At 39.1% G+C, this 16,388-nt stretch carries 13 protein-coding genes and 2 pseudogenes; 6 read left to right on the top strand and 9 right to left on the bottom strand.

The features are described 5' to 3' along the window. Positions 1 to 17: 17 nt before the first annotated feature. Positions 18 to 413, bottom strand: coding sequence for a hypothetical protein (locus tag OZZ83_RS07415; RefSeq protein WP_325066041.1), 396 nt, complete (start codon positions 411 to 413; stop codon positions 18 to 20). A 519-nt stretch (positions 414 to 932) separates the two neighbouring features. On the opposite strand from OZZ83_RS07415, the gene OZZ83_RS07410 reads away from it, so the two are divergent. Continuing rightward, a complete protein-coding gene (locus OZZ83_RS07410) occupies positions 933 to 1,070 on the top strand; it encodes a hypothetical protein (protein WP_278023531.1) in 138 nt (45 codons plus the stop codon). Positions 1,071 to 1,121: 51 nt separating this feature from the next. Continuing rightward, positions 1,122 to 2,330, top strand: coding sequence for a leucine-rich repeat domain-containing protein (locus OZZ83_RS07405; RefSeq protein ID WP_325066034.1), 1,209 nt, complete (start codon positions 1,122 to 1,124; stop codon positions 2,328 to 2,330). 56 nt (positions 2,331 to 2,386) lie between these two features. Here the strand turns inward: OZZ83_RS07405 and OZZ83_RS07400 are convergent, their stop codons facing one another. Continuing rightward, positions 2,387 to 2,911 (bottom strand): mycothiol transferase, encoded by a 525-nt coding sequence (locus OZZ83_RS07400; protein ID WP_002310568.1) that lies wholly within the window; start codon positions 2,909 to 2,911, stop codon positions 2,387 to 2,389. Positions 2,912 to 3,196: 285 nt separating this feature from the next. Here OZZ83_RS07400 and scm point away from each other — a divergent pair. Beyond that, positions 3,197 to 5,278: pseudogene (gene scm / locus OZZ83_RS07395) on the top strand (collagen-binding MSCRAMM adhesin Scm). 154 nt (positions 5,279 to 5,432) lie between these two features. Here the strand turns inward: scm and OZZ83_RS07390 are convergent. The 4 genes from OZZ83_RS07390 to OZZ83_RS07375 all read right to left on the bottom strand — a co-directional run bounded on the left by OZZ83_RS07390 (position 5,433) and on the right by OZZ83_RS07375 (position 9,581). Next, positions 5,433 to 6,419, bottom strand: a complete 987-nt coding sequence (locus OZZ83_RS07390; RefSeq protein ID WP_002310571.1) for a polyprenyl synthetase family protein — start codon at positions 6,417 to 6,419, stop codon at positions 5,433 to 5,435. Positions 6,420 to 6,441: 22 nt separating this feature from the next. Beyond that, positions 6,442 to 7,008 (bottom strand): Gx transporter family protein, encoded by a 567-nt coding sequence (locus tag OZZ83_RS07385; RefSeq protein ID WP_002310572.1) that lies wholly within the window; start codon positions 7,006 to 7,008, stop codon positions 6,442 to 6,444. A gap of 13 nt (positions 7,009 to 7,021) precedes the next feature. Beyond that, complete coding sequence (locus OZZ83_RS07380) at positions 7,022 to 7,438, bottom strand: NusG domain II-containing protein (protein WP_278023526.1); 417 nt, start codon at positions 7,436 to 7,438, stop codon at positions 7,022 to 7,024. Between the two features lie 208 nt (positions 7,439 to 7,646). Then, the gene (locus tag OZZ83_RS07375) at positions 7,647 to 9,581 is read right to left on the bottom strand and encodes an NAD(P)/FAD-dependent oxidoreductase (protein ID WP_002347984.1); all 1,935 of its coding nucleotides are present in this window, start codon (positions 9,579 to 9,581) and stop codon (positions 7,647 to 7,649) included. A 301-nt stretch (positions 9,582 to 9,882) separates the two neighbouring features. Between OZZ83_RS07375 and pplA the strand changes: the two genes are divergently transcribed. The 3 genes from pplA to menA all read left to right on the top strand — a co-directional run bounded on the left by pplA (position 9,883) and on the right by menA (position 12,976). Continuing rightward, positions 9,883 to 10,815 (top strand): extracellular electron transfer flavoprotein PplA, encoded by a 933-nt coding sequence (gene pplA / locus OZZ83_RS07370; RefSeq protein WP_325066033.1) that lies wholly within the window; start codon positions 9,883 to 9,885, stop codon positions 10,813 to 10,815. 91 nt (positions 10,816 to 10,906) lie between these two features. Continuing rightward, positions 10,907 to 12,010 carry an FAD:protein FMN transferase gene (locus OZZ83_RS07365; RefSeq protein ID WP_002310577.1) on the top strand — a complete coding sequence of 368 codons (1,104 nt, stop codon included), beginning with the start codon at positions 10,907 to 10,909 and terminating at the stop codon, positions 12,008 to 12,010. Between the two features lie 12 nt (positions 12,011 to 12,022). Beyond that, positions 12,023 to 12,976 carry a 1,4-dihydroxy-2-naphthoate polyprenyltransferase gene (gene menA / locus OZZ83_RS07360; RefSeq protein ID WP_002347986.1) on the top strand — a complete coding sequence of 318 codons (954 nt, stop codon included), beginning with the start codon at positions 12,023 to 12,025 and terminating at the stop codon, positions 12,974 to 12,976. 187 nt (positions 12,977 to 13,163) lie between these two features. On the opposite strand, the gene OZZ83_RS07355 is transcribed toward menA, so the two are convergent. The 3 genes and pseudogenes from OZZ83_RS07355 to OZZ83_RS07345 form a co-directional block, all read right to left on the bottom strand. Beyond that, positions 13,164 to 13,433: a hypothetical protein gene (locus OZZ83_RS07355; RefSeq protein WP_278023522.1), complete on the bottom strand. Its 270-nt coding sequence runs from the start codon at positions 13,431 to 13,433 to the stop codon at positions 13,164 to 13,166. Positions 13,434 to 13,459: 26 nt separating this feature from the next. After that, positions 13,460 to 14,236, bottom strand: a pseudogene (locus OZZ83_RS07350) (lysozyme family protein); the annotation flags it as partial. Continuing rightward, positions 14,140 to 16,353 (bottom strand): hypothetical protein, encoded by a 2,214-nt coding sequence (locus tag OZZ83_RS07345; RefSeq protein WP_325066032.1) that lies wholly within the window; start codon positions 16,351 to 16,353, stop codon positions 14,140 to 14,142. The pseudogene OZZ83_RS07350 and the gene OZZ83_RS07345, both read right to left, overlap by 97 nt. Positions 16,354 to 16,388: the final 35 nt, after the last annotated feature.

Raw genomic sequence — 16,388 nt, 5'->3', positions numbered from 1 at the left:
TATATGTTTGCTATCAGTTAACTTTCAACTGTTAACTTCCCTACGACAGAAGACGTTCCGACTACGTTTGATTCATCATCTAAAAACTGGACGGTACTAACTGTCTTGTATGTGCCTTCTTCAACTTTTCGCAGTAGTTTTCCTTCCGTCACATATTGTTCTGGCTGGATTACACCCGAGATATAAATCTCTTCGTCTTCCCCTTCTATATAAGTTGTGACTTTGATCGCATATTCATTGCTGGGCGGGTTTTGGATATTCACTGATCCCGGATCGTCAGAAGTATCAAAACGCATCGTTGTATCTAACTTCAATCGTACGTAATCACCGTCTGCTTGTTCCTGTAGAAAATTGCGCAGTTCTTCTTCTGACATGTCTTTGATAAATGACTGGTCTCCACTGTTTAAGTTCATGATCACTTCGGGTTCTCTCCAAAAATGATCATAGATAAAAAAGCCAATAAGCATAGTTGTCACGATCGCTAGAGCAGCGATAAGCTTTTTTTTATGTCGCTTTATCAGAATGCCTCCCTCCTTTGTCGTTTTTTTATCGATAGAGCTATTATGGTTTTATCTACAAAAACAAACGAATGGTATCTGATTTTTCTATTTGTTTTTCTCGTTAAAACCGCCTACCTGTTACTACTTTATCAGATGCCGAACGGTCTCTTAGAACAGTTTTTTCCTTTTACAGAAATATGTGGATGACCAGAAAAGTTAAATGAACTTCCTTCTTATTGGATTATTTATTAGGATGAAATAGTAACCGATTACAATGGAAAATGGAGGGATTTGAAATGAAAAATAGAAAATCACGTTTACTGACGGCTTCACTATTATGTTAGTACATTCCTTACTACTATTCCTACTCTACAAGTAGAAGGAACCTCTTTACCAGAAAGACAACCGAGTGTTGCAACAGTACATAGAGAAATGAATACAGAACTAGAAAATATACTCACCTCAGAAATAGACCCACTTGTATCTACTTTCATTACGCGAGTGGTCGAGCCTGAAAACCAAACAGCGATCCAAATCAAAGATAGGAACTTGGAACGTTGTTTGAAGTAGCACTTTGGTTTAAGTGAAAACGAACCGATTACCGATAAACATATGGAGAGTTTGATCGTATTAGATGTCTCTAATCAGGAAATTGCAGACTTGTCAGGCATGGAACATGCAAAGAATATAGAAAACTTTCGTTTCAACAATAACCGTGTGTCTGATTTGTCCCCTTTAGGAGAACTTCTTAATATAAAAATTATCGGAGCAGATTCTAACCAGATCAGCAGTTTGGAGACACTAAAAGATGTCCCTTCACTTGAACTGTTGTCCTTGGTAAATAACGGTTTGACTACACTAAGAGGAATAGCCATCTGTACCTCCTTAACTCATCTATGGATTTCAAGAAATCAGGTGCCTACATTAACAGAGCTATACAATCTACATAATTTGGAGATGATCGAGTTCAACTATAACCTTGTCGCAGACATCTCACCATTGAAGAACCATGTCAATCTAGAAAGAATTTACGGAGCACATAATCAAATCCGCCGATTGGATGACCAATTACAGTTTCCAAAATTGTCCCTCTTAGAGTTAGGGTACAATGATTTCCCTTACTTAAATAATGAGGCGCAACTCCAATTCTTGAATAAGATCGCACAATTCACCACACTGGAAGCCTTAGGTCTTTCAAACAATAATCTTTCTACGATCGAACCTTTAGAAAGTTTAGTGAATTTGAGAAGTGTCTTTTTAACTGCTAATAAATTGACATCAATTGACACTTTGAAAAACATGCCTGAAATAAGCTTTCTTAACGCCAGAGACCAATTAGTCAGCCCATCTGTCGCCACTGTCTATACACCATTTCCATTACGTATCAGAGATCGTTTTGGGCAGTTACCTGAAATCGTCTTTGATCATCCCGGTACCTATGACGGAGAGAATGTGATTTGGCATGAAGCTGGTACGAACAATCTTCACTGGTACACCACAGGCGGTGCTTCAATTGAATTTAGTGGTACCGTCATCCAACAAGCGATTCCTGATTACCGACCGTCTCAGCCTGGAAGAATTCGCTATACATTCAATCCAAGAAGCACGACAGTTACTTGGGAGCCTTCAGTAGATCATTACGGTATCAGTCACTACGAATTCTATCTATGGGACTTTCTAATTGCTACAACAACGGAACCCGAATTCATAGCTGAGGACATTCGTCATCATGGACAATACCCAATCACGATCATTGCCGTTTCTAACAGCAGGAGAAAATCAGATCCTGCTTTCGATCTTATATATAGATCATGGATGCCAATCAACTAAAATCAAAAAAGAACTTACGACTTGTTTTTGTCGTAAGTTCTTTTTTATTTAGTGTCTTAGTCTTTCAATCCCAATAAACGTCTCGCATAGATCACCTGACCAGAGTGCATGGCAGCATCATCAATAATAGAAACAAGACGCATCCCTCGCGTGACTGGTGGTGTCCAGTTTTCGTCAATTACTTCATCTAGCTCGGAAGGTTCTAACCCTCTTAAATAGGAAAGAGCAGAATCAGAAGCAGCCCGCAAGTACCCTAGCAAGTCTTCTACTTGATTAGTTTGGATTTGTTTTGCTCGTTCCAGACTGTGCTTCCAATCTTGTTCGTCATCTGCTATTCTCATCGGAAATCGGCTTTCCCAATCTTGGCTGTGCCAAATTGGAGAGGTACTGGCTAAATCAGCAATCTGGAAATCCAATTCTCGAGCGGTATGCCAAGCCAGCCAAGTCATTGATTTGATTTGTGGGGCTCTGTCTTCCACTGGAAAACGGTTGGCCTCCTCAATAGAGACACCTTCAAACAAACGTTCAAATCGCTCGTATGCTCGGTCTATGCTCTCGCATAACATATCTAAATAATTCATCTATTTTCCTCCTTTTTATTTATCCTACTTGCTTTTTCCTAACTCTAGGATTTCTACTTATATGTTACTACACCCCCTCATTTTTTACACTTTCCAGTCACTAGTATGAATCGTTTGGAGATTGAAAGAGAAAGATATTCTCTATTTTCCATTTGAACAAAAATCAATAAAATGAATGATTCATTAATATTGTTTAAATAAACAATGATTTTTTAAACGAACAGTTTAAGCCTAGGAAAAAAAGAGTATAATAGGAAAATGTTTGAAATGAAAGGAAGGGAAAAGATGAAAAAAAGGGTAAGTTTATTAATATTAGTTACTTTATTGTTCAACATCTTTTCGTATGGTGTGGCTGTTTCAGCGGAGACATTTCCTAAAGATCCTGGGAATGTTTATAATGATTTAACTGGTAACTATGGTTTGCTGGGAATTGCTGGTTAATTCCATGTATTTGCCAAAAACAAGACAACAGTTAATGCCCATACAGACGGAAATATAGCAACACATGAACTGGATGCAAATAATAATTTTGGGACAGAGCTTCATGAAGGCTTATTGAACCAAGAGATCAATTATATACAAAAAACTGATTCTTTCATTAATTCTTCAGGTATCCCTACTGGCGACACAAGAGTAAATAAATTTGTCGTTGGTAGTGATGTGGATGTAGCATTACAAGATGGACATCCTACGGTTAATGGATCAAGGCTTGATCACTTAACTCCGGATGATTTTTATAAAGACCGTGATGGTAACGAATATATTGATTTCGAGCAAGAGTTTGCTAGATTGAATGTAGCAGCAAATGACCTTGCAACTGCCACCCCAGGTAAAACATATACTGCTGCGGATTTTCCAGACATGAATAATCGAATAATTGATTTGACTGGTCTATCAGATTCTGGATTTTTATTGGTAAATATCGACGCAGAAGTGTTAACGATGAATACGCCACTTCAAATCATCAATCCAAGTGATCAAGTAGTCGTATTCAATGTCATCAACAGTTCTTCTGCATTGAACGTACAGTCACCAATCAAATACAACGATCGCTCAAATCATGAAACAGAAGATTTTTCGGATGCGAATATCTCTTGGAATTTCGGAAATGAGATGACTGGTTTGACAATCAGTGCTCCTTTTCAAGGAACAATCCTTGCGCCTAATGCCACTATTCACATTACTCAAAACCAAGATGGAACGATTATAGGGACAAATGTGATTTTAGATGCGGCTACCAATCGTTGGGATCCTAACGAAATATTTATCAGCGACAATGGTACAGGCGGTACAGATACAACGTCCACAAGTGATAGTACCGACACAACGACTTCAAGCGATAGCTCGGATTCTACTACCACAAGTGATAGTACAGATACAACTACCACATCAAGTGATAGTACAGATACAACTGCTACAAGCGATAGCTCGGATTCTACTACCACAAGTGATAGTACAGATACAACTGCTACAAGTGACAGCACAGATTCTACTACCACAAGTGATAGTACAGATACAACTGCTACAAGCGATAGCACAGATTCTACTACCACAAGTGATAGTACAGATACAACTGCTACAAGCGATAGCACAGATTCTACTACCACAAGTGATAGTACCGACACAACGACTTCAAGCGATAGCTCGGATTCTACTACCACAAGTGATAGTACAGATACAACTGCTACAAGTGACAGCACAGATTCTACTACCACAAGTGATAGTACAGATACAACTGCTACAAGTGACAGCACAGATTCTACTACCACAAGTGATAGTACAGATACAACTACCACATCAAGTGATAGCACAGATTCTACTACCACAAGTGATAGTACCGACACAACGACTTCAAGCGATAGCTCGGATACAACGTCCACAAGTGATAGTACCGACACAACGACTTCAAGCGATAGCTCAGATTCTACTACCACAAGTGATAGTACTGACACAACGACTTCAAGCGATAGCTCGGATACAACGTCCACAAGTGATAGTACCGACACAACGACTTCAAGCGATAGCACAGATTCTACTACCACAAGTGATAGTACAGATACAACTACCACATCAAGTGATAGCTCGGATTCTACTACCACTTCAAGTGACAGTATCGATACGGCAGATACAACATTTATCACAAGTGATAGTCGTCATGCAAGTGTCTCTTTCTCAAGAACAAGTTCGGATAACAAGACGAACGTTAACTTAGCTAATAAAACAAGCGATGATCGTTTAAATAAATCGAAAAAAGTACTTCCTAAAACTGGAAGTCAATCAAATAATTGGATAACAATCGCAGGCGTTATATTACTTGTAATCGGTTTAAGAATCACTTTCATGAGTAATAAGAAGTCGAAAAGATAAAAAAATGAACCGAGATAAAAAATAAAGAGCAACGTCAGTTAGTGACATTGCTCTTTATTTTTGCTTGTTAACATCAAAAAAGCCATTTCAAGTGATCCAAAAACACGTAGATTTCATCCTTAGGAATTTATCCACGTGTTGCACCAATTTCTGTTCAGTCTTTGCGGTCTAGAATCAATTGAGTAAGGGAAAAAAGATTTTCTCTCGTTCGAAGAGAGGTATCAGGTAATTTCTTGATTTCTTTCAACGCCTTTTCTGTGTAGGCTGCTGCTAATTTCTTGGCTTCTCCCACACCTCCTGTACGTTCAACGATTTTGCGTACAGCTTCAATATCTTCTTCTGTCATTTCCGTTTTCTTCTCTAAATAAGGCAGTAAACTCTGTTTGTTTTTTTGCAAAGAATAGATCAATGGCAAAGAATAGACTCCTTGACGCATGTCTTCTAGTACAGGTTTCCCGATTTCCTGACTCTCTTTTGTATAATCCAAAATATCATCGATAATTTGGAAGGCCATCCCGATAGAGAGTCCGATATCTCCTGCTTTTTTTGCGAAACGCTCGCTTGTTCCACTTTCAAAAGCGCCAACAGAACAACTTAGTTGGAACAATTCAGCTGTCTTACCTGAGATATTCTCCAAATATTCTTTTACAGAAAGTTCATAATTATAGCGATCATCCATCTGCCCTAATTCGCCATTCAATACTTTTTCCATACTGCGAGAATTCAATTGAAGACTTTTCAGGGAAGTCGAGTAATCAGACAATAGTTTAAAACAGCAGACGAATAAATAATCTCCTGCATAAACAGAAACGACATTCCCAAACTGACTACGGATATTAGGCTGACCACGCCGCAGATCTGCTTCATCAACGATATCATCATGAATCAGTGTGGCCGTATGGAGCATTTCGATGGAAGCTGCCAAAGCGATGGCTTTGTCCCGGTCTTGCTCTGGTCCAAATTGTGAGAACAGTAGCTGATAGGCAGGTCGCAACAGTTTTCCGCCAGCATGGATCGTTTCTTTGATTGCTTGTTCGACAGGTTTGTTTTTCAGACGGACAGTTTCTTCCATCCGTTTTAGTGTTTCTGTCAATTCTTTACTTAAAGCAGGATAGTTTTCCCACATTGGATGTAGCTTCATAAAAAAACTCCTTGTGTGACGATTATTTTTTGGTAAACATCGGGCTCCATTGTTGTTTGGTTCCCTGCTCATAATCTTTTTGGAATCGTTGCAGTGTCTGCACATGTCGTAAAAGATAATTCGCCGCGATTCCGATAGCGATTCCTGACAATATTCCTAAAACGGAAAGGACTGGCAAGTACAGCATGACTGTCCATGATTGCGCAATGAAAGAGGCCATCAAAAGCTGACCGACATTATGCATGAACCCACCGGCCGCACTGATCCCGATGATACTGATACGTTTGGGTCCTAATTGCTTGACCAATAACATCCCAAAATAACTAAGCAGAGCACCGCTCATGCTGTAAAGGAACGTGGAAATCGTTCCACCTAGCAAGGTAGTCAGAAATAGTCGCAGCCACAATAGCAAGAAGCTGTCCCGTTTTTTCATGGTAAAAATCGCAACGATCGTGATCAGGTTGGCTAAGCCCAATTTTGCTCCAGGCGCAAAAGCAAAAGGATAAGGAATCATATTTTCCAATAAGCCAATGATCACTCCTTGTGCAACAAGTAGCGAAATATAAATCATTTTTTGTAATTTGCTCATGGTGTGTGAAGGTCTAATAAATCAGACTGTCTTCGTCACCCCCATCTGTAGATCGGACCTCGATCACTAATTTATGTGGTAAACAAACAATGGTTTCACCATTTTTCGTTGCCCAGCCTCGACGTACGCAGATCTGGTCATCGCAGTCTGCTTCTTTTATCCGTACTCGATCGCCATCTATCTCAATCAAGTTATAATCTCCGTGTTTATCTTTGTAAGTATATGTGTAGCTCTTTTCTCCAACCATCAAAGGGAATGTTTTGATTTCTGTGCCATCCACACGCAGTACCGCTTCTTTTTCTGCTGTTGCGGTATTTTGCTGAAGACCAAAAATCATGACTGGTAAAAAAGAAAGAACAGTCAAAAGCAAAATAATAAAAACATCCCAAGGTTTGAGCAGACTTTTTTCAGCAAATTCTTTAAGGCTCATTTTTGTTCTCCTTTTTCCAGATTAACTCACCCAATTTTAGCATAAAAACAAGAGGTTGTGACACTTACGTCTTGCTTAAAACAGGAGGTTTATCTCGGGCATCTTATTCCTTTGTTTTACATAAAAAGGAGGCTGCGACGGTTTGCCTCAGCCCCTTTCTATTGAAAATCTTGCATTCAAATAACGTTGTTCATTTATTTTTATCTATTTATTTCTTGCCGTATTGGGCACTTGGTCTACCGTACCACCAATTACCTAGTGTACGTTGTAGCCACGGAATCACCCAACGATCCAAACCAATCGCACGACCAGAGCCGTTCATCAATGCGAAAGCAACAAAAATGAACCAAATGTTTACCCAATAAAACATTCCTGATAAACAGAATGTGATCACTAATACGATCGTTGTCGCACTGCATAGCCATGTGAATAATCCAGCAATCAATGCTAATGCCAAGGCGATTTCAAAGAATACCATAAATTTTTGGAAGAACATTGCTACATCATTATTTGGCATGATTACTTGCATAATCTTCGTGAACCAGTCTGGTGACTTCTCGATCACAGCCATTGGTTCTTCTCCGTATGCATAACTCAAACCGAAATGTGCAGCATGAGTCGCTGCTTCTCCGGCACTTGCCCCTGCTCCGCTGGCAGCTGTGGTTGCATCTCCAGCAGCAGAAGCACCACTGGCAACATCTGTTACATTATATTCCCACGTCCAAGGAAATACACTGTTTCCAGTGAACCATGATCCTTCACCAAACCAAGTACTTGGTCTGAACACTTCACCATTACCAATGATTTTTTTGGAAGCTTCAACGAACCAAACTAAACCATAGAAAATACGAAGTGGCACACTCCATAAGACGTTACCGTAACGAGAAGAATGTCCTCGAGTCACGTTGCGATCGTCTTTGATATGGAAAAACTCATGCATTAAATATTGGAACATATAATAACCAGAACGAATATCAAAGAAGTATTTCAAATTCACGATATGTTTCATTACGATAGCTAAAAATCCGCTTAAATGGATCTTGTCAAATAGGTTAGCTACCCCCCATTTGGCACCAATAGAAACCATAAATCCTTGATAGTTTCCTTTAAATTTATGCTTTTCTCCGCCTTTGATCGAAGCCACGATATTCGCTGCGGCTGTGTGTCCTGTTTGTTCAGCAGCTTGGACGATCTGCGGTGTCGGTGTTCCTGGAAACTCTTCATAAAAGACTAAATCACCGATGATATAGATGTTTTTATCTTCGTAGCCTTTTGCCTGCATGTATTCATTGGCGATCAACCGCTGTCCGCGTGCTGCTTCTAATCCAAAATCAGCAGCATCAGAAGTTCCTTTAACACCAGCTGTCCAAATCAGTGTGTGGGTCGGAATGTTGCGTCCGTCCTTCAGCTTGATATGATCCGCAGCCACTTCTACGATTGGTGCATTCAATAATAATTCTACATTGTGCTTACGCAAATAGCGTTCAGCTTTTGCAGCATCATTTCGGTCTAACATATTCAAGATCGTCGGCATTGCCTCTACGACCATCAGTGTGATCTCGTTTGGATCCAACTTGTAATCTTTGGCTAAGCGATTTTTCCAGTCAATCAGTTCCCCAATCATTTCAATACCGGTAAACCCAGAACCACAGACAACGAAAGTCAGCATGGCTTTACGCAACTCATCATTTGGTTCCAACGCAGCTTTTGCTACTGTTTTCTCAATATGTTCACGTATCCTTACAGAATCTTCAAATGACCAAAGGGTGAATCCGTGAGCTTTGACACCAGGTGTACCAAAGTCATTCGGCTCTCCGCCCATTCCAAGGATCAGCTGATCAAAAGGATAGGAACTCAATTTGGTCTTGACGATTTTCTGTTCTTTATCGATACCGACAACTGTATCTGTGACAAGTTGTACATTCTTTTGACGAGCAAACAAATGCTGCAGATCGTATTGGATTGCTTCTGGTTCTACACGTCCGCCAGCTACTTCATGCAACTCGGTCATCATAGTATGGTACGAATGACGATCGATCAGAGTAATTGCTACATCTTCTTTTTTCAGTTTTTTTGCCAAGTATTTTGTAGCTGAAACACCGGCATATCCTGCTCCTACAACGACAATATTTTGCTTTGCCATTGATCATCCGCTCCTTATAGACTATCTATATAATAAATATATGATAATTCTTTTAGTTTGATACTTATTACACAATCTCCATATATTATATAGATGTTCTGTTCTTTTGTCTAACTCCTTTTGGATTTTTTTCAAATTTTAAAATAAAGCGTTTTTTCACGAAATTTGCTGAAAGAAAACGTTTGAAATATTACGCGGGTTATTTATCAAAAATAGTTGACTTATAGGCTAAAAAGATTAGAATGTATAATGAATCACAAAGAAAAATTGTGGACTAAAAATGGAATGGTGGGGTATTAAAATGAAGAAAAAACGTTTTGTAACTGGATTTGCCGTGTTAGCATTTTCAGCTCTAGTGTTAGGCGCTTGCGGCGCAGATGATAACGGAAGTTCAAATTCTTCTTCTGAATCATCTACAGCACAATCTTCAACTGCAAAAAGCACAACAGAATCATCTGCAAAAGTTGTTGCTGGCGGAGACTTGCAAGACGGCACATATAAATTAGAAGAAAAAAATTATTCAAATGGTTACCGCGCAGTTTTTGAAATGGTTGTAAAAGACGGTAAAATTACTGAATCAAAATATGATAACATCAATGAAAACGGCGAATCAAAAACAAAAGATGCAGAATACAACAAAAACATGGAAGCAAAATCTGGCACAAATCCAGAAAAATATATTCCTGAGTTGAACGACCAATTCTTAAAAGCACAAAGCGCAAGCGGTGTGGAAGTCGTAACTGGAGCTACTCACTCATCTGAAAGCTTCCAAAACTACGCACAACAATTGATCCAAGCTGCTCAAGCTGGGAACACAGATACAATCGAAATCGACAATGGTGCTGATTTGAAAGACGGCACTTACAAGCTAGAGGAAAAGAACTACTCTAACGGCTACCGTGTGCAATTCGAAATGACAGTTGCTGGCGGCAAAGTAACTGAATCAAACTTTGATTATATCGACAAAGACGGTAAATCAAAACAAGATGATACAGAATACAATGAAAACATGAAAGCCAAAAGCGGAACAGAACCAAAAACTTACATCCCTACTCTTAACGATGAATTCGTCAAAGCAATGGGTGAAGAAGATGGCTCACCTGCTGATGTAGAAGTTGTTACAGGTGCTACACACAGCTCACATTCATTCATCATGTACGCACAACAATTAGTGAATGCAGCTGAAAAAGGCGACACTCAAACAATCGAAGTAGACAATATCGTAACAGAGTAATATCATATAACCATATTAATAAAAGTTGGAGGGTGGGACGATAGCCAGATTAGGCAGTCGTCTCACCTTTCAAAATGAAGAGAGGAAAACAATGCGGAAAAAACTACTATTTTCCTTAATCACACTGGGCATCTCTTTTATGGTGCTAACTGGCTGTACTAATTCAGCAAAAAAAACAACCACTGAAAGTTCAGCTTCTACCAAGATCTTGAAAGATCCGTACTCTGATGAACAGTTCTTGTTAGGGACTTACGTTCGTATCCGTGTGTATGATGAAGGCAAAGAAGCAGCATTGAAACCTGCCTTTGATCGAGTAAAAGAGCTTGGTGATAAAATCACGATCAACCAAAAAGGTTCCGAGATTGATGAAGTGAATGAACAGGCTGGAATCAAACCCGTAAAAGTTTCTGACGACGTCTACACATTAGTCAAACGAGCCTATGAATACAGCCAAGATTCTCAAGGCGGATTCGATATGGCAATCGGTGCAATCACTCAATTATGGCGAATCGGATTTGATGACGCCAGAAAACCTTCACAAGAAGAAATCGATCAGGCATTGAAATTAGTGGATTATCATAAAATTGAACTAAATGACCAAGAAAAAACGGTCTATCTAAAAGAAAAAGGAATGATCATCGACTTAGGGGCGATCGCCAAAGGCTACATTACAGACGAAGTAGTGAAAGTCTTGAAGAAACAAGGTGTGACTACTGCTATCGTTGATTTAGGTGGGAATGTCTATGTCTTAGGACACAGCCCAAGAGGCGAAAACCAAGACTGGACAGTCGGCATCCAAGATCCAAATATGGCTCGTGGCTCTGTTTTAGGTTCTATCAAAGAACGGAACAAAACATTAGTTACTTCTGGAATTTATGAGCGCTATTTAGAAGTAGATGGCAAAAAATACCATCATTTGTTTGATCCAAAAACAGGTTATCCATTCGACAACGATATCGCAAGTGTCACGATCATAACAGATAAATCCATTGATGGTGACGGTCTGTCTACAGCAGTCTTTTCAATGGGTGTGAAAAAAGGTCTGGAATATGTTGAAAGTGAATTGAACAATGGGACGGAAGCAATCTTCGTGACAAAAGACGATAAAGTATATGTGACCGATCCGATCAAAGACACTTTCAAATTATCTGAGGACTCCCATTACACGATGGGTGACCGTTCTGAACTAAAATAAGGAGCACGAACCATGACACTAAAAATCTTTTTAGAAGTAGTTGAAATACGAACAAAGGTGGCTAGTGTATTTCCTTTTGCGGTAGGGGTATTATTCTCTATCGCTTTTTTTCACGAGATACATTGGTTGAACACTTTTTTATTTTTTGTTGGGATGCTAGTTTTTGATTTAGCGACAACCGCGATCAATAATTACATGGATTATGAAAAGGCGCATTCTGAAGTATATAAGTATGAAGAAAACGTCATTGGTCGCCGAAATCTATCCCCTGTATTGATCCGAAACATGATTTTAGCGATGATCGCATTTGTTTTTGTTATTGGCGTTATTTTAACAATCAATACGGGTTGGCTTTTGCTTTTGATGGGATTTATCTGTTGTTTCATCGGAGTATTTTATACATTCGGTCCCATTCCCTTGTCACGAATGCCTTTAGGGGAAATCTTCAGCGGGGTGACTATGGGACTTGGGATTTTTGCCATGGTCGTTTATGTCAATACATTCGGTTCGGATGTCTATGATCTGACAATCGATTTTTCATCCGGACAATTTGCTTTGGTAGGAAACCTTTGGGCTGTAGCAGCCATTGTATTGGCTTCCTTACCCTTGGTGTTTACGATTGCCAATATCATGTTAGCTAATAATTTACGAGATCTTGACCGCGATATTGAAAATCATCGCTATACACTGGTTTTTTATATCGGACGCCCAGCAGGAACAGTCTTATTCCAGTTATTGATGTATGCTTGCTATTTTGTGATCTTGATGGGCTTGTTGAGTGGTATCTATGAATGGCCAATCTTAGTCACCTTCTTGACTTTGCCAATTGTGAAGAAGCATTTAGATCAATTCAAGCAAACATTACCCCAACCTATCAGTTTCAGCTATTCCATCAAAAATATGGTCTTGTTCAATGCTAGCTATGTATTGGGTCTATTACTAACGATCATTGTGCAATCCATTTAACGATTTGAAGAGGTTGTAACAGAAGTGGTCAGCTTCAAGAAATAAGAAGGAGTTTACGAAAATTGCTTTTCAAATTTTTGTGAAATTTCGGCTTATTTCCGAAGAAGTTACTTCTGGAACACCGTTTATTCGGAAAAAGGAACTGCGACAAGACTTTTGTCACAGTTCCTTATTTTTTTGATTCGTATCAGCGAACTTGATGAGAATTTTCTTGAACTAATGAATTTCTCATAGACTTAGCATTTCTACGCGCTTGTCCTACTTTATTTTCTAAGTTTGGATTTTGTTTATTAATCTCTCCTTCTCTACGCACAGCTGGCAATAAATTGTTCAACTCTTGAGATATTTCTTGTTCATTGAGAAGGTGTAACTTGACATTAGCAGTATCAGCAAGATCTTTGATCGTACTGATAATGATGTTTCTTCCAGCTTTCGTCTCTAAAAAATTTTTAAGCATCTTCGCACCTTTCTTAAAAAATAAGATTATGGGGTTCCATACCCCGAGATAGCTATGCTATCTAAAGCATAGGTTCTTCTTCTTACTCGATTGTCGGAATTTCCTTCGATGACTTGGACCATTCCGCCCCCTGCATATTCCACGATTCCGACAAAATCCTTGCCAGTTCTTCCACCTGTCCAATCAAAGAAAATAAGATCACCAGATTGTGGTAAATACTCTTCATCATGACGTTTGAATTTTTCATTTTCGTAGAACCAGTCTCTCATCGCTAATACATTCGGAGTCTTCAATACTCGATTCTGGTTGATATACCCTGCTTGATCTGCCACCCATGAAACGAACATCGCAGACCATTCTGCACGATTTTCAAAACCAAACCAGCGCCAGTATTTATCACCATTCAAATTCCCTAACTCTTCTCTAGCTATTTCTACCATACGTCCACTCTCGACCATGATATTATTCGTTACAAGTTGCGCATAAAACATATTTCCATAATCATATCGCCACGTATAACCAAACCGCAACGCAATAGGATTGTGATACGGAACGGTTTTCCCATTACTTTTATCTCGGGCAAAGATTCTGCTGTCATCAAAGGAGTAATCACTATTTCTTCGGATCAAGTCATCTAAATATCCTTCTCCAAAGTTATATGCCTGGACAGCAGCTCGCTCATTCTTCTGGTTTTCCTGTGCTTTTTTCAGAAGACGAGCAAAATAACGTACGCCAACTTCGATGGATTCTTCTGGACTTCTAATTGAATTAGGCGGTCTTCCTTGTGATTCACTGGCTTTGAGTGTGCAAACAAGTTGTAGTCTATGGGTCCAAGAGAACCTTGAGAACTTATTGAGCTTCTTTTGGCACCTAAAGCATCCTGAGAAACTACTGAGCTTGTTCGAGAACTATCTGACGAGATGTTTTGTTCTTTTGTTTCTTGCACTTTTGAGTCTTTTGTTTTTTCTTGTACCTCTTTAACTTTCTCTTCTTTTTGATTCGAGAGGTCAAATGAATGAAGTGCTTTTTCTAATTTTTGATCAAAGTTTTTCTCTTCTCTTTTATTCAAATGATTTTCTACTTTTTTCAATCCAAATTTGTCAATCAGTTGCGCCCCGATACCCACAGAAGCCCCCATCAACGCTACAGTTCCAAGAGTAAATATACCGGCCCCAACTAGTCCAGGTGCAATGATTGGCATGAGGAATACAGAAGCCACTGCAATCAACGTACTTCCGCCTACTATGATCGCTAGCGTCTTCCAATTGTTCTTCAAGAAATCTTTCGTTTTGGCTTTCCAATCTTTTTTCGTGGAAGGTTCCAGACTTGGTTCTGCCGTTTTTTCTCCTTTAAGCGTTTCTTTGTCTTTTTCATTTGTCGTTATATCTATTTTCTTTGCTTCTTTTTCTGTTTCTTTGTCTGCTTCTTTTGTTGCTTCTGGCTGCTCTTTTTCTTTTGTCAGTCCTTTATTTAGTTCTTCTTTATCTTTCTGAGCTTCGCGTCGATTGGCTATTTTTTTTCTCGCATAATTGATTAATTTAGGGACATAATAACTGGCACAAAAGAAAGAAAAAGCAGTAATCGCAACTGGTGCCGCATAGAGACTAACCGTCAGAGCTGGTAAAATCATCACTGCCCAACTCACAAATAAAGGATATGCCGCCAAAGGCCATAGATGCAACGCTCGGCGGAGCCAACGCATTTTTTTAGAATGTGGGAATAGTTCTTTTTTTAAATCTTTGATATCCATGCTTTTGATCTTTTCGATATCTGTTTTGATCTTGTCTGTATCTGCTTTGATATTTTCAACAGTAGCTGATTGCCCTTTTGGCAGTTGAATCATTTCGGGCTTCCACGTTTTAGGGTCATCTAACTGGATCTTCAGTTTCGCGAGTTCGGCTTCATTTTCTTGGATCTTCTTATCTATCGCATTTAATTCTGGTAAATGTTTCGCTTTTTTAGGAATGATACCAAATATTTCTTTTTGTTTTTCGATCGTCACTTGGAGTAGTTCTTGTCTAGCTTTTAAGTTTTCGCCGATTGCTGTATGTAAAGCATCTTTATTTGATATATCTGGTGTAACTTCCTTGGCTATTTCAGGTGTATCTTGCGTCTTTTTACCACTATCTGGTACGTCTGTCCGAGACTCTCCAGGATCGCTAGCAGCTCTTGGACGAGGTCCATTTTCCCGTTTTTGGCTAGGATTCTCTTGAATGATAACGTTCGGCTCAATAGGATGAGGTGCTTTCTCTGATTTTTGTGTTTCTTGTCTCTGCCATAATTCTTTACTTGGCATAGGAGATGGCACTGGAATACTCGGTTGCACCTTTTCACTATCAGCTCGATGCAGAGGGACACTTTCTTTGACTATTTGGCTAGGCTGCTCTTTTGGGATATCTTCCTTTTTCGGTAATTCTTGTGAAAATTCTTTTGTCTTAGTAGGAACATCTTGAGAACGTTCAATCTTAGCTATTGCCGATATCTGTGATTCGATGACTGCTTTTTCTTCTATTAGTTTTTGGAGCTGTACAATCACCACATTGTTATTCATTTCCCAACTTTTTCTTCGCTCTTTATCCTCAGGTGCTGGAGGCAAAGTGGATTCAATTTTTGTGATTTCTTGTTTTTTTTTCTCTAAATCTCTAGACAAATGTTTTTTTAACTGGGTAGCTTCTATTCTTAGTTTTTCTACTCTTTCCCTAGCTTTATTAGAAGGCTCATTTATTTGATCAAGACGATATTTGTTTTCTGCCACATTTATTCTAGATAAGATCAGCATTTCATTTTGATAGCTATCGGTGTTAAGAGCTGGTTTCTCAGGAGCTCCATAAGTAACAGATTCTCTTTGTTGTTCAAGTTTATTTTTATGTTCAGTGACTTTCTGGACCTTTTCCTCTAAAAAATTTTTTTCCTGCTCCATCTCCCCTAAAGGTTGTTTCTTTATGTTATTGATCA

The organism is Enterococcus sp. E5-162, assembly GCF_035725965.1.
Lineage (GTDB): Bacteria > Bacillota > Bacilli > Lactobacillales > Enterococcaceae > Enterococcus_B > Enterococcus_B lactis.
The sequence above is the reverse complement of the archived record's forward strand: the minus strand, read 5'-3'. Positions and strand labels throughout refer to the sequence as shown.

Excerpts from the sequence above, each read along its gene's own strand:
- OZZ83_RS07400 (WP_002310568.1), bottom strand. The coding sequence starts at position 2,911 with ATGAATTATTTAGATATGTTATGCGAGAGCATAGACCGAGCATACGAG.
- menA (WP_002347986.1), top strand. The coding sequence starts at position 12,023 with ATGACACTAAAAATCTTTTTAGAAGTAGTTGAAATACGAACAAAGGTG.
- OZZ83_RS07390 (WP_002310571.1), bottom strand. The coding sequence starts at position 6,419 with ATGAAGCTACATCCAATGTGGGAAAACTATCCTGCTTTAAGTAAAGAA.
- OZZ83_RS07410 (WP_278023531.1), top strand. The coding sequence starts at position 933 with ATGAATACAGAACTAGAAAATATACTCACCTCAGAAATAGACCCACTT.
- OZZ83_RS07375 (WP_002347984.1), bottom strand. The coding sequence starts at position 9,581 with ATGGCAAAGCAAAATATTGTCGTTGTAGGAGCAGGATATGCCGGTGTT.
- OZZ83_RS07415 (WP_325066041.1), bottom strand. The coding sequence starts at position 413 with ATGAACTTAAACAGTGGAGACCAGTCATTTATCAAAGACATGTCAGAA.
- OZZ83_RS07345 (WP_325066032.1), bottom strand. The coding sequence starts at position 16,353 with ATGGAGCAGGAAAAAAATTTTTTAGAGGAAAAGGTCCAGAAAGTCACT.
- OZZ83_RS07380 (WP_278023526.1), bottom strand. The coding sequence starts at position 7,438 with ATGAGCCTTAAAGAATTTGCTGAAAAAAGTCTGCTCAAACCTTGGGAT.
- OZZ83_RS07365 (WP_002310577.1), top strand. The coding sequence starts at position 10,907 with ATGCGGAAAAAACTACTATTTTCCTTAATCACACTGGGCATCTCTTTT.
- OZZ83_RS07385 (WP_002310572.1), bottom strand. The coding sequence starts at position 7,008 with ATGAGCAAATTACAAAAAATGATTTATATTTCGCTACTTGTTGCACAA.
- pplA (WP_325066033.1), top strand. The coding sequence starts at position 9,883 with ATGAAGAAAAAACGTTTTGTAACTGGATTTGCCGTGTTAGCATTTTCA.
- OZZ83_RS07355 (WP_278023522.1), bottom strand. The coding sequence starts at position 13,433 with ATGCTTAAAAATTTTTTAGAGACGAAAGCTGGAAGAAACATCATTATC.